The organism is Parapedobacter sp. ISTM3 (assembly GCF_016533505.1).
GTDB classification, from domain to species: domain Bacteria; phylum Bacteroidota; class Bacteroidia; order Sphingobacteriales; family Sphingobacteriaceae; genus Parapedobacter; species Parapedobacter luteus.
Map to the genome: position 1 here is coordinate 152,868 of NZ_JAENGN010000012.1, position 13,402 is coordinate 166,269.

At 50.2% G+C, this 13,402-nt stretch carries 12 protein-coding genes; 4 read left to right on the forward strand and 8 right to left on the reverse strand.

Features of this window, described 5'->3' with window-relative positions; translation table 11 throughout:
* Positions 1–7: 7 nt before the first annotated feature.
* The 4 genes from JHJ32_RS16050 to JHJ32_RS16065 form a co-directional block, all read right to left on the reverse strand.
* Entirely contained in the window at positions 8–2,797 is a 2,790-nt protein-coding gene (locus JHJ32_RS16050; protein WP_200121634.1) for a family 16 glycoside hydrolase, read from the reverse strand.
* A gap of 25 nt (positions 2,798–2,822) precedes the next feature.
* Positions 2,823–4,094 carry a Gfo/Idh/MocA family oxidoreductase gene (locus JHJ32_RS16055; RefSeq protein WP_200121635.1) on the reverse strand — a complete coding sequence of 424 codons (1,272 nt, stop codon included), beginning with the start codon at positions 4,092–4,094 and terminating at the stop codon, positions 2,823–2,825.
* Positions 4,095–4,250: 156 nt separating this feature from the next.
* Positions 4,251–5,453, reverse strand: a complete 1,203-nt coding sequence (locus JHJ32_RS16060) for a glycosyltransferase family 2 protein (RefSeq protein ID WP_200121636.1) — start codon at positions 5,451–5,453, stop codon at positions 4,251–4,253.
* Positions 5,454–5,528: 75 nt separating this feature from the next.
* Positions 5,529–5,987 (reverse strand): NUDIX domain-containing protein, encoded by a 459-nt coding sequence (locus tag JHJ32_RS16065; RefSeq protein ID WP_079718296.1) that lies wholly within the window; start codon positions 5,985–5,987, stop codon positions 5,529–5,531.
* A gap of 167 nt (positions 5,988–6,154) precedes the next feature.
* Between JHJ32_RS16065 and JHJ32_RS16070 the strand changes: the two genes are divergently transcribed.
* Positions 6,155–7,150, forward strand: a complete 996-nt coding sequence (locus tag JHJ32_RS16070) for an acyl-ACP desaturase (protein ID WP_079718297.1) — start codon at positions 6,155–6,157, stop codon at positions 7,148–7,150.
* Positions 7,151–7,199: 49 nt separating this feature from the next.
* The gene (locus JHJ32_RS16075; protein ID WP_200121637.1) at positions 7,200–7,649 is read left to right on the forward strand and encodes a DUF4440 domain-containing protein; all 450 of its coding nucleotides are present in this window, start codon (positions 7,200–7,202) and stop codon (positions 7,647–7,649) included.
* Here JHJ32_RS16075 and ctlX read toward each other — a convergent pair.
* The 3 genes from ctlX to glmM are packed head-to-tail and all read right to left on the reverse strand — an operon-like array spanning position 7,624 to position 11,455.
* Positions 7,624–8,544, reverse strand: a complete 921-nt coding sequence (ctlX, locus tag JHJ32_RS16080; protein WP_233632705.1) for a citrulline utilization hydrolase CtlX — start codon at positions 8,542–8,544, stop codon at positions 7,624–7,626. The two genes, JHJ32_RS16075 and ctlX, sit on opposite strands and share 26 nt — an antisense overlap.
* An 18-nt stretch (positions 8,545–8,562) precedes the next feature.
* Positions 8,563–10,023 carry an arginine deiminase family protein gene (locus JHJ32_RS16085; protein ID WP_200121638.1) on the reverse strand — a complete coding sequence of 487 codons (1,461 nt, stop codon included), beginning with the start codon at positions 10,021–10,023 and terminating at the stop codon, positions 8,563–8,565.
* Positions 10,024–10,072: 49 nt separating this feature from the next.
* Complete coding sequence (gene glmM, locus JHJ32_RS16090) at positions 10,073–11,455, reverse strand: phosphoglucosamine mutase (protein ID WP_200121639.1); 1,383 nt, start codon at positions 11,453–11,455, stop codon at positions 10,073–10,075.
* Between the two features lie 151 nt (positions 11,456–11,606).
* On the opposite strand from glmM, the gene JHJ32_RS16095 reads away from it, so the two are divergent.
* Together JHJ32_RS16095 and JHJ32_RS16100 are read left to right on the forward strand one after the other, a co-directional pair.
* Complete coding sequence (locus JHJ32_RS16095; RefSeq protein WP_079718301.1) at positions 11,607–12,191, forward strand: phosphatase PAP2 family protein; 585 nt, start codon at positions 11,607–11,609, stop codon at positions 12,189–12,191.
* Positions 12,188–12,931 (forward strand): ZIP family metal transporter, encoded by a 744-nt coding sequence (locus tag JHJ32_RS16100; protein WP_079718302.1) that lies wholly within the window; start codon positions 12,188–12,190, stop codon positions 12,929–12,931. The genes JHJ32_RS16095 and JHJ32_RS16100 overlap by 4 nt, the downstream gene beginning before the upstream one ends.
* A gap of 3 nt (positions 12,932–12,934) precedes the next feature.
* On the opposite strand, the gene JHJ32_RS16105 is transcribed toward JHJ32_RS16100, so the two are convergent.
* The coding region (locus tag JHJ32_RS16105) for a MarR family winged helix-turn-helix transcriptional regulator (protein ID WP_233632706.1) at positions 12,935–13,402 on the reverse strand (468 nt) is incomplete at its 5' end.

The following is a 13,402-nucleotide window of genomic DNA, read 5'->3' on the forward strand; positions in this document are numbered from 1 at the left end:
GCCGTACCTAAGGAAGCTCCCTAAGGTGGATATCCCTGTAAGACACATGCGTTCCGTGGGCTTGCAGCTCAATCTGTTCCATTGGAAATATCGGCAACGTCCTGTTCCAATAGTTTTCCAGCACAACGTTATCCGTTACGAGCTCGCCATTCAGGTATACCGTCACACGATCGTCCACCATAATAATACGAAACGTATTCCACTCGCCCAGAGGGTTATCAGCTACTTTAAGTGGATCACGGGGATTCCGTTCGTTGTTGTAGAGTCCTCCGGATCCTACTTGCGCACCAACGTCTACGCGCGAGGTATCCCATATCTGTACTTGGGGAGTGCCTCTGAGGTATATCCCCGCGTCCCCTTCTTTACCTTCTTTCGCAAGCTTCCAATCAACCCATAGCTCGAAATTGGCGTACTGGCCTACCGTCGCGACGTTGTCACCCTTGCCATTGAAATGCAACACCCCATCTTCGACATACCAGCCCTGCCGCATAATTTCGTCTGCCTTTTCCTGGGCTGCCGCGAGCGCTTCCGGACGCATCGATGCCCGCTCGATAGGGTTTGCTACCAAACCTTTCCAACCGGTCAGGTCGCGGCCGTTGAATAACGACGTGTAGCCTCCGTCACGCGGTAGCTCGTCGATATGCTTCTGGATGGCCTCCCTGAGGTAGCTGCTTTCGCTGCCGGACAAAAGCGCCATCACCTTGGTCAGCAAACGGGTGACATCCGGCCCGTAAAGTTCCTTATTTTCCAGCGCAATATTCATCACTGTATTGGCCGCAGTGGCCTTCAATTGCTCGTCATCGAGAAATTTACCTGCAAATAACAGCGCGTTGTAGGTCTTGTTGGCTTCCAAGGCGGCTAATACCGACCGTCTTTGCTCGACAGACTCTGCACTATTAAACAGGTCACGCAGGTGAAGCACTTTTTGCTCAATAGGAATATTAGCAAGGCCGACGATGCGTATCAAACCCTTGAATACGGCATCCCGCTGCGTTGAATCCATGACTTTCCTGCGGCTAAGTTCAATTAACTTAGGCAACGCTTCGGCGCCAGACCATTTTGCCAATGCGCTGGTAGCCGCACGACGCATCCCCGGATCGTTATGGTCCGCATAACCGGCGACCAAGGCCAGGGCCTCTTCCCCACCGATTCCAGACAAGACCGGAAAAAAAAGGGAGCGCGACGTCATGTCCGATTTCCGGCACCGCGCGATTACCGCTGCCACCTGATCTGCCCTGTTGCTGCTGCGGTTTACGGAAACAACAGCGGCCTGCTGTACTTGGCTTGCGTATTCACTGCTTGCCGCCGGAAGCAGATCCAGCAAATCCGGCAAGTCACTTGGCCGGACAACCTGCGGCAACGCCTGATACGCTGCGGTTTTAACCTGCACGGGGGCATTCCCTTGTATAATCTCAAAGATAACCGGAACACTCGATCCTACTCCCCTTTGTGCCAATAGTTCGATAAGCAGCACCTGGAGCTCGGGATCATTCTCCCCAGCTAATGCTTCGGTCAGCAGCGCGGGCAGCTCGGGGTTTTCAGTTATCAGTAACGCATCCTTTATAGCCGCCCTTGTTTCCTTATCAGATTCACGGAGCATGCCGATCAGCTCACCCGTTGCCTCATCTCCGACTAATTTCTGCAAGGTACTGACAGCCGTAGCACACACTTCAGGCGTGCCGACATCCAGCGCTCTCCGGACCTCCGGAAGCACCGATGTGGAACGATGGTCGCCAAAATACCGTAGGATAGCTACCTGTACCGATTCATCGGCCTTGAACATGCCCTTGGCAAGCTGTCGTGAAGTCCGCTCATCGAGGTGTGGTACCAACAATGTCAATGCTGCATTCCGATAGATGCTGTTGTCGTCCTTTGCACCTTTTACCAACGTGTTCACGCGTTTATTTCCGTCTATTTGGGTAAGTAGCCGCAACGCCGCAATGCGCGTATGTACCTGGTAATCTTGTTTTGTCGACCGGAATAGCCGCGCAGCAATTTTCTCGGCAGTTGCCGTCTCTCCGATGGCGGCCAGGCGGTAAGCATAGTTGACATAAGCCGCTGTTGCATCGGTAGCGTCATACACATAATCCACTTCATCGGCAGCCTCACGCAAAAACGGCTCAGTACCTGGTCCGCCGATACGCGAAAGCGCGTAAAGCACAGCCTTACGCAAAGACTTATCTGACGTATGTAGCCGTGCCAGCAAAGCCTGCTCTGCCGGCTTATACGCCATGAATCCTAATGCGTTGGCGATGTTTACGGCGGACTGGTCGGTAGCATCCTGCAACGCGGCCACTAGTGCGGCACCTGCCGATTCCGTACCGATTCGGGCTAATGCGCGGGCGGCTTTTTCATTTAGGTAATCGTCATTCAGATACCGTTTCAATGCCTCCACGGCCGTATCATCCCCTGCATTCTGCAGCAGTTGAATGACGAACCCTTTATTATCATTGTCCGTAATGGCATTTAACGCTGCCAATGCACCTTTGATAAAAGTCACCCGCTGGGCAGCCTTTCCGGCCGTAAGCACATGGTAGCTATAACTATTGGCGGCATATTCGACACCGGCGTTATCCCCCTTGCCCGGAGGCGTGAGCTGACGAAGCAATGCAGAAATATCCGACTCGGAAAACCGTTCGAGCTGCGCCATCGCTTCATTTAGCGCATCGGTTGTTTCGGCCGGTTGTTTCGCCAATAGCGCGGCTATCTTCTGGTCCGCCGGCGTATTGTCCAATTGGGCGTACACAGGAAGCTGCAGAATCAGCAGCACAAAAAATGGATATATTGATTTAATCATCGGTAATAGCGTTATATATAAGCAATTAGATAGACCATTGACCGCGCATAGGCTGGTCCAACAGTCTGTTGGCCGCTTCGTCGTTTATAAAAACCTGATTTTCGGGATCAAACTGCAACGACCTGTTTAGACGCAAAGCCACCAAGCCCATATTGACGATTGTACACGAACGATACCCATTCTCTTCATTAAGCGCAAATTTTGTCCGGGTTTTAACCGCTTCGACAAAATCGGTCACCTGTGGATCCGGATCGGGGAACGCGGCTAACTTGCGCTCCATATCCGGAATATCAGACCTAAAGCCACGATAAAGTTTTCCCTGGGGACCTTCGATATAAGGCATGCCCACATCTTTGCCTTCACCATCGAGAATAATCTGGCACCCATCTGCATAGGTATACGTGATGCGTCGCCAGGTGCCTACGGCGTCGCTGTGCTGCTGAGGGGCATCTACTTCCACGGAAACGGGGCTCTCATTATCTTTATTAAGAAAATACTGCACCGGGTCGATGTAATGTTGTCCCATGTCGCCCAGGCCTCCGCCATCGTAATCCCAATATCCCCGGAACGTGGTATGCACGCGGTGCGTGCTGTATGGTTTGTATGGTGCAGGACCAAGCCACATGTCGTAGTCAAGTTCTTTAGGCACCTGCTCCACAGGCAAGTTCTCCTGGCCCACCCAGTAGAACTTCCAGTCAAATCCAGTATGTTTGCTGATGGTGACCTTAAGTGGCCATCCCAACATGCCGGAATCGACCAGCTTCTTAATCCGTTTTACCGGCACATTCATTCCATAGAAATTGGCTTCAAAGCGGAACCACGTATTCAGCCGGAAAATATTGCCATGCTGCTTAACAGCCTCGACCACCCGCTTACCTTCGCCGATGGTGCGAGTCATTGGCTTTTCGCACCAGATGTCCTTTCCCATACGTGCCGCCTCCGCCGCCATAATGCCGTGCCAGTGCGGAGGGGTGGCGATATGAACGATATCCACTTCGGGCAACTGAATCAGCTCACGAAAATCCGCAAATTGCTTAATCCCTTTGTCTTTAAGCTGCTTCATCGCAATGGCGAGATGGCGTGTATCTACATCACAGATTGCCACCGTCTTGGTACCGGCGTAACCAAAATGCCCCCGGCCCATAGCTCCTACACCTATTACCCCTTTGGTCAGGTGATCACTGGGGGCTAAGTACCCAGCCCCTCCTAATACAAAACGGGGAACGATGCTGAACGCCGCTGCCCCCATCAAAGATTTCTTGATAAACTCCCGACGGGAGGTGTTTTTTTCTTTCATATTTTGTGATTCCGAATCGGTACGAATGTCACAAATTTATTATTTCCCCGGTTAAACCAAAAATTTTCTGTGCCTTTCTCAGGGATTTCGCTTCTCCTCTCCATCCGTAAGTTCACGCTGGATGCGCGTAAGGAAACTTGGCGCGAAGAGCAAGCGCTAACGGATCGGCGTGTCGGCAAACGTCTCCTGTTTACGGTTGACACGTTCCCAAATGGCCCCCTGCTGACCGCTGAAATACCGGACTATTCCCGCAAGTACAGCATAGTTCATTACACAGAAATAATACGGCACAAACGTCGCCTTTATTTTCAGTGCTCTCCGCTCAAGCAAGAAGCCGATGCATGCTAACGCATAAAACGACAATTGTCCCAAAAACAGCAGGGTGTAGAGATCCCCTTTGTCCATAAGGTACAACAAGCCATTGAGGACAAAGACAACAGGCAGCAGTATGGGCGCAACGGTCCACCGCAACACCCGGTGACTGATGTATTGGAATGTCAGCACCGGATTGGTAAACGGATTCAACACCCCTTTAAGCCGCATAATGGACTGGATTCCGCCGGCAGCTATCCGGATTTTGCGCTTTAGCTCTTCCTTTACATTTTCCGAAGCCAGCTCCGTAGCACATGCGCGGGGTTCATAGACCACACGGTATCCCTTTTCGGCAATCCGCATGGATATCATGAAGTCATCCAATATGGTATCCGGGGGCACGGTTTCATACAACCTTGTGCGGATGCTGAACAACTCGCCGGCGCTGCCGACCACAGAATATAATTCCGCGTCCCATTTTTTCAATGCAGATTCATATTTCCAATAGAAACCCTCGCCCGCGGCACTGGCGTCGGCCTCCTCGCCCGAATATACTCGCTTCTCGCCAGCTGCCGCACCGATTTGCTCGTCTGCGTAATGTCTGCATAAGTCGAGGAGGGCGTCGTTGCTAAGCAACGTATTGGCATCGGTAAACACGACAACATCGGTTGTGACCTGCTCCATGACGCGATGAATCGCCGCAATCTTGCCGCGTCGTTCGTCTGTATGTAATAAGTGTATCTGCGGGTATTTCGCGACGCGTTGAGGGGTTTCGTCCGTAGAGCCATCCGTCACGAAAAAGTAGTGAAGCTTTTCTTTCGGATACGATAACGCCAATGTATTGGCTATTTTCTGCTCAATGATTGCTGCTTCATTATATGCAGCAACAATTACAGAACAGGAAGGCAGCGCGCCCGGATCGGTATGCCGAATGAGTCTTTTCCGTCCTAAAAATCTTCTGACGATCACCAGTGCGTACAGTAATAGGCCGTAACCCACATAGGTGTAAACGATAAAAAACAGGCTAATCCAAAAAATATATTCCATGAGGTCCTCGCAAAACAGGTGCGAATGTAGCTAATTATCGGGGCTTGTTCGCCCTGAATGGCTTGCCTAACCCCATCAAAATTCCAATCCGTAGCTTTTTTCCGACACCAGCACCCGCCAAGCGGCCCGATCCATTTCGAATGTCAGATCTTCCGCTTTCAGGTCGCTCACCGGCACCCAGCGGAACACCTGATCAAGCGCCTTCCCTTCTTCAAAATCGAATGGCTTTTTGCTGAACCGACAAACTAATGAATCGTTGTTCTTCACCAGGTAATAAACACCGATTACCTGGCTGTCGTTAAATGCCGATTTGAAAAAAACATCGGTAGTATGCACATGACGCAAAATCTGAATACCTGCACCGCATTCCTCCTTAAATTCCCTGTCGAGTCCCTCGCGTAGCCCTTCGCCATATTCGAGCCCGCCTCCGGGAAATTTTGTGAACTCCATACCATATTCGCGCTCATCACTGATCAGCACCTCTTGTCTGTCATTAATCAATATGCCGTACACGCGTATGTTAAATTTATTCATGCTAAATTATTACCTCTTTCCAAACAAGACGGAGCTTCATCCGTTATTTGCATTAGGATTAACAAGTCCAAAATTACGCTTTAAAATATGATTCTTGTCATATTTTAAATATAATCGGACTGTTAAAAAACGATTATCAACGCATTTGATTACCTTTGCGGTACATTATGCAAGCATTAACACAACAGATACCCGAAGGATCTCGAAAAGAAGTGATGGCGTATTTAGAGCCATTCATGCTCAATGAAATGAGTGAGTACCTGAAGCCCGTGGAAGAAATGTGGCAACCTGCCGACTTGCTACCCGACGCTTCGCGGGACACGTTTTTTCAGGAAGTAAAAGAATTGCAGGAAAGTGCAAGGGAATTGCCTTATGACTTAGTTGCCGTACTGATTGGTGACACCATCACCGAGGAGGCATTGCCGACCTATGAATCGTGGCTGACCATGGTGGAGGATGTGAATAAGAATGAACAGGGTGGCTGGATGAAATGGGTACGGGCGTGGACGGCCGAGGAAAACCGCCATGGGGATTTGCTGAATAAATACCTCTATCTATCCGGCCGCATCAATATGCGTGAAATGGAGATGTCCACGCAGTACCTATTGCAGGATGGCATCAATATTGGCACCGGCAATGACCCCTACCGCAATTTTATTTATACGTCATTCCAGGAATTGGCCACCAACATATCACATCGGCGCGTCGCCGGATTGGCCAAGAAAGATGGCGATAAGCTGTTGGCCAAGATGTGCGGCGTTATCGCATCGGATGAAGCACGGCATGCCAAAGCATACATGTCATTCATTTCCAAAGCCATGGAGGTGGATGCCAGTGAAGTCATGTTGGCATTCGAAGACATGATGCGCAAAAAGATCGTTATGCCTGCCCACTTGTTGCGCGAATCAGGCGAGCCGCAAGGCGAAGCGTTCGCTCATTTCTCCGATGCAGCGCAACGGCTTGGCGTCTATACAGCTGTTGACTATGTCGACATTCTGAAGGAATTGATCCGCGAATGGAAAGTCGAATCCATCCGGGAGCTCAACGAGGCCGGTGAGCGTGCGCGGGACTACCTGGTGCGACTGCCGGACCGGCTCCTGCGCTTGGCGGACCGGATGAAAATGCCTGAAAAAAGCTACAGCTTCAAATGGATACATAGCTGATAGGGATATCCGCAACACGGATATCGTTGTCATAGCGATAAAAAATCCAATGATAAAAACCATCAACTTACTGGCCATCGCCCTGTTTTTTTCCGTTGTTTCTTGCCGGAACCCGGCGCACACGGGTTCGTCTGCCGGCCCGGAGGCCGCGATTTTGGCAGCAATGAAGAAACAGGAAAACGCATGGAATGCTGGAGACATCCACACCTTCATGGAGACCTACTGGCGTCATGACAGCTTGATGTTTGTAGGAAGCCAAGGTCCGGTATTCGGCTGGCAGCCTACATTGGACCGCTACCTCAAAACCTACCCGGATACCGCCGCCATGGGCAAACTTCATTTCGATCGCTTACGGATCAAGCAGTTATCGCCTACCCATTGTTTTGTGTTGGGCAGATGGCATTTGGCTCGTACAATCGGCGATGCATCCGGCTATTTCACCCTGCTGTTTGAGCAGATCGAAGGCGAATGGGTCATTGTCGCTGATCATTCGAGTTGAGCGGAAGGAACACCTCGGCCATCATGCAACGCGCGCTGCCGCCGCCGTGGCACTCAACGGTATCCAACGGCGAATGGATAATCGGGTTGAAAGCCGTTAGCTGCTCCACCTGCTCAGGGCGTAGCGACCGGTATGCCTGCGACGACATAACAAGATAACGCATGCCCGCCCGGTTTTCGATTTGCAGCATATTGCCGGCAAACGCGTCCATCTGCGCTTGACTAATCGGCATGATGGTCTTTCCCGTCTCTTTCAACGCATTTACAACTGTTGCCCTGTCGGCCTCCACGATACTTTCCAGATTAATCACGGCGTAGCCGTCTGCCAGGCACATCATCACATTAGTATGGTATATCGGCATTCCGTTGCCGTCATTTGCGTCAAAAACGATCGGACGGTAGGCCATCTTTGCGCAGTACTCTTGGAGCAACACCTCATCAGTGCGGGGAGAACGGCAGGCATACGCTAAGCGATGCCTCCTATCAAGCACCATACTGCCCGTGCCTTCCAGGAACTTCCCTTTTGTCTCCTCGCCCGTATAGTCTACCCAATGACGGATAAGAAAGCGGCTGCTGATGGCGTCAAGGACCTGTTGTTTCCGCTCCAAACGCCTGTTTTCCGCAAACATCGGATACAAGACCACCGTACCGTCTTCATGGAAAGAAACCCAGTTGTTGGGGAAAATGCTATCTGGCGTATGAGGATACGCCGTATCTTGCACAACCAGCACATCGACGTCATGACCGCGCAACTGTTCGACAAATGCATCAAACTCTGCTACAGCCAGGCGTTGAATCCGCCCGGCACTTTCTGCCGTAGGCCGCTGAAAGGCATTGTTTACAGCGGTCTGCGCGTTATACCCGAAATGTACCGGGCGAATCATTAATACAGTCATCGGTCGCTATAACTAACACTAACCAAACTTATCATCCCGCAGCAAGGGCATGCTCATGCAATGAAAGCCCCCCCGTGCACGGGACAGCTCCGCCGACGGCATCAGCACCAGCGTGTCAACCAGCCGGTCGGCCGATAACCGGCCCGCTTCGAGATCTGCCAACAATGTGTTTACGTCCACTACATCAAAGCCAGCCTCCCGGAATGCCGCTGTGGTCCGGTCGTTGCGGTCGTACCCCAGCACCACCCCGTCCTGGATAGCCAATAGGTTACAGCTATCCGTCCACTGCTCACGTGCGTCATACGGAAATTCGTTGTTGCCCGACAAAATTATCCGCACGTCGGCGGCGGAACACCCTAAGTCCGACACGCTGATGTCAACAAGCAGATCTTCCAGGCTTTCAAAACGGCGCGGGTTCGCTATATTGTTCTTTTCGAATTGAATGATTTCCAGGCGGTCGGCCTTGTGTGTCTGGATGCGCAAAGCACGATGTACTTCATCAACCTGTAACCCTTTTAAGCGTTCTCGGGAAAAATCGCCCAACATAACCCAAACGTTTTTCTTCACTTGCGTAAAGACCGTATCAATGTGCATATAATCGCGTTTGCTGGGTATTTTCACGATGGTAGCCTTGCTGACAACACCGTGCTCAAACAACTTCGTTATAGCCTGGGCTGCAGCTACCCTGCTGGTACGCTCGCTTACGCCGATAAGGACATGTTCCTTACTGACCACCATGACATCGCCTCCTTCCAGCGTGACCTTTTCGGTCGCCGAATCCTTTGGCAGAAGAAAATGATGCTGGGTGTCCGTCAATTCGATGATCCTATCTTTATACCCCGAAAAAATCGGGTGATGGTGAAAGATGTACTTGGCAATCAGCGCCTCCCGTTTCCGGGCTTCTTTTTTTGGTTTGTTGAGCAAAATATAGTCATTGACAACAATACCGATATCCCGCGTGAATATAAAGTTGGGGATTGGCGGGAAGATAAATTCCGTTTCATTGTACGTGCCACTGAAAAAGACCCTCGCCAATGTTGCTGGCGCGTAGCCCATCATCTTCTGCTGGATGTCGTAACTGCACGCTTCGATGGCGCAGACGGAAGCGACCAACTGGCTTTTTATCGATGGATTTTCCAGGATTTCGGTAAGCAGTACCTGCAATTCAACGACTTTGTCCGACCGGTAAAAATCACCATGGCCTGGCTTATAAAACCCACGGTTGCTTGCCGGATCATCGATCTCAGCTAAGCGTCCCTTTATTTTTTCTTCATCCAGGAAATACAGCAATAGCTTAATGTAATAGTCATACTCATTGCGCCGGATGGTATCCAAATGGACGATGTCTTCAAAGAGCCAATCCTGCGCCTTAGAAGGTACGACTTTCCCCAATCCACTATCCGGGCTGTGCACCAACACCCGCCGTAATTTGCCCGTTTCAGAAGTTACATGAATCCGATTTTCTACAGCCATATCCATAACGCGTCAAAAAAGGCAATATACAAAATTATACAGGGTTTTGGAACGGTTATCCCATAATGCTCTCGATCTCACGGATGATTCGCTGTGCGATGGATACCGCTTCCTCCGGCGTAGGTGCTTCGGAATAAATCCGGATAATTGGCTCCGTGTTCGATTTCCGCAGGTGCACCCATTCATTTTCGAAGTCGATCTTCAGCCCGTCGATGGTGCTGTGGGGTACATCGCGATATCGTTGCTGCATCGCAGCCAATAGATTATCGACATCCAACCCCGGAGTGAGCACAATTTTGTTTTTAGACATGTAATACTGCGGATACGCAGCCCGAAGTTCGGAAATACGCCTACCGCTTTTGGCCAGGTGCGTAAGAAAAAGCGCAATCCCGACAAGTGCGTCACGGCCGTAATGCAATGCTGGATAGATCACCCCACCATTGCCTTCTCCGCCAATCACCGCGCCTACTTCCTTCATTTTTGTGACCACATTGACCTCGCCTACCGCAGCCCCGTGGTATTGGGCGCCCCGGTTGACCGTTATATCACGCAAAGCCCTCGTCGATGACAAGTTGGATACCGTATGGCCGGGGGTATGCTGCAACACATAGTCACTCACTGCCACCAGTGTGTACTCTTCGCCAAAAAGCTCGCCATTTTCCATCATGAAGCAAAGTCGGTCGACATCGGGATCAACCGCGATACCCAAATCGGCCCCGGTATCGACGACAAGCGCCGCAAGGTCGGTCAAATTTTCGGCGAGGGGTTCAGGATTATGTGGAAAATCGCCGTTCGGTTCGCAGTGGATTTTATATACGGTATCCACCCCTAGTGCTTTCAACAGTGCGGGAACCGCTATCCCGCCGGTGGAATTAACGGCATCCACCGCTATCTTGAATCCCGCTTGCCGTATAACGTCGGCATCGACCAGAGGTAATGCCAGCACTTGGTCGATGTGTCGCTGTAAATAATCATCCCGGTGCATCACGCTTCCCAAATGGCGTACGTCAGCAAAGTCGACATCCAGGCTTTCGGCTATCTTCAATACCTGCTGCCCCTCTGCATCATTGATAAATTCGCCTTTCTCATTCAATAATTTAAGGGCATTCCATTCGATAGGATTATGGCTCGCCGTAAGGATGATTCCTCCCCCTGCCCCTTCCCCGGGTACCGCCACCTCCACAGTAGGTGTAGTAGACAACCCTAAATCGACGACGTCGACACCGATACTTTGGAGTGTGCCGACGACCAAGTTGCGTACCATATCACCGGAAATACGTGCATCACGACCGATGACTATTCGGCTGTTCCCTGTCCGAAGCTGAATAAACTTTCCGAATGCCGCAGTAAACTTAACAATGTCAATGGGTGTAAACGCCTCTCCGGGTTTCCCTCCGATGGTACCGCGGATACCTGATATGGATTTGATTAATGTCATTTTCTTGTTTTTTGGCTGCTGACTATGTTGTTTATAATGTTTATTTTCGAGGCCATAAAAGTAGGAATATTGTTCTGGATTTAAAATTACCCCGCGGTTAATTGAAAATTCAAATTTATTCTTACTTTTGTTGCAACTTTGTGTAATTTACATGATCGATCAGCTTATCTCTCTGGATCAGGAGATTTTTTTAGCCATCAACCAAGGGTTGAGCAACGCGTTCTTTGATTGGCTAATGCCTATATTACGGAACCCATACACGTGGGCTCCCCTGTACCTTTTCATTATTATTTTCTGTATTAAAAATTATAAAAAGAAAGGTGTACTTGTTGTTTTCCTGGTATTGATTACATTCGGCATAGCGGATGCGCTTTCGTCTTCCGTCATTAAAAAATCCGTTCAGCGGGTGCGGCCATGTAACGATGTGGAGTTTAAGGAAGAAGTCAACGTCCGGGTCCGGTGTGGCAGTGGGTACAGCTTTACTTCCTCGCATGCGACCAATCATTTTGCCATCGCAATGGTCCTAATCATGGTTTTTTATAGCCGGTGGAAGCCGATACTGGGGTTGGGGCTTTTGTGGGCCGCAGCTGTCAGCTTCGCGCAGGTCTACGTGGGCGTACATTATCCGCTGGATATCATCTGCGGTGCGATCCTCGGTTGTCTTATCGGCTGTTTTACCGGCCTAATTTTTCGTTTTGCAAACCCCAATCCTCTTCCGGCAAATCCTACCTTATGAGTTCAGTGCTGATTATAGCGATTTTATTTGTTTCCGCATTTGCGAGTGGCGTATCGGTTTTTTTCATAAAGCGCGATAATACCAATGCCTTAAAGTTAGTCCTTTCCTTCAGTGGTGCCTACCTATTCTCCATCACGGTATTACACCTCATTCCCCACGTATATCATACACATAGCGCGTCCAGTGAGTTTATTGGCTTGTTTGTGCTTCTCGGCTTTATTTTTCAGCTGGGTCTGGAGCAGTTCTCCCACGGCATTGAGCATGGGCATATCCATCATTTGAAGAAGCCTGGCGGGGCCTTTCCGTTGGGCATCATGCTTAGCCTTTGCCTACATGCCTTCCTTGAAGGGATGCCCCTTGCTTCGCACCACCGGCATGAGCTCACCTTTGGAATCGCGCTGCATCACGTCCCGGCAGCTTTCGCTTTGGGTAGCCTACTGTTGCATACCGCGCTTTCCAAACGGTATATTATCACGTTATTAGCGGTATTTGCCGCGATGACGCCCTTTGGATACTTAGTCAGCCAGGCGATAAGTATGGGTCAAATAGGTCATGTCGAACAGTATTTTGACCGTATTATGGCGGTAGTTATCGGTATTTTCCTTCATATTTCAACGACGATACTGTTTGAGTCGGGATCGGCAGATCATCATAACTTTAACCGGAAAAAAATGATTGCGGTGGCCTTGGGGATAGCCATTTCCTTACTTAACTTCCTGTTTGACTCGCATACGCATTGATGATCAGTGATCGACAGCCGACGGTCGGTATCCACGCAGTTTGTCAAGCAGTTCATTAAGAACACGGCATTCGTCTTCGCTGATGTTGTCTCCGAGAATATCCATCATCATCATATCCTCTTCCAATTCAGCCAATGTGTCAAGCCCCTTTTGGGTGATTTTTACGTCAACAGCCCGTCTATCCCGGTCACAGACGCCACGGGTTACCAGCCCTTTCCCCACCAAACGGTCAATAATGCGTGATACATCGGGCATTTTGTCCAGCATCCGCTCCTTAAGCAAGCTGTTCGTAACCGGGTTCGGGTGCTGCCCCCTTAAGATACGCAAGACGTTGAACTGTTGCAATGTAATGTGTTGTTTATTCGCCCGCTTTTCCAGAATGCCGGTAATCCAATTGCTTGTGAATACGACATTTATCGTCGCCTTTTGTCGTTCGTTACGGAATTTCCGCGTTTGAATCTCGTCTTCGAT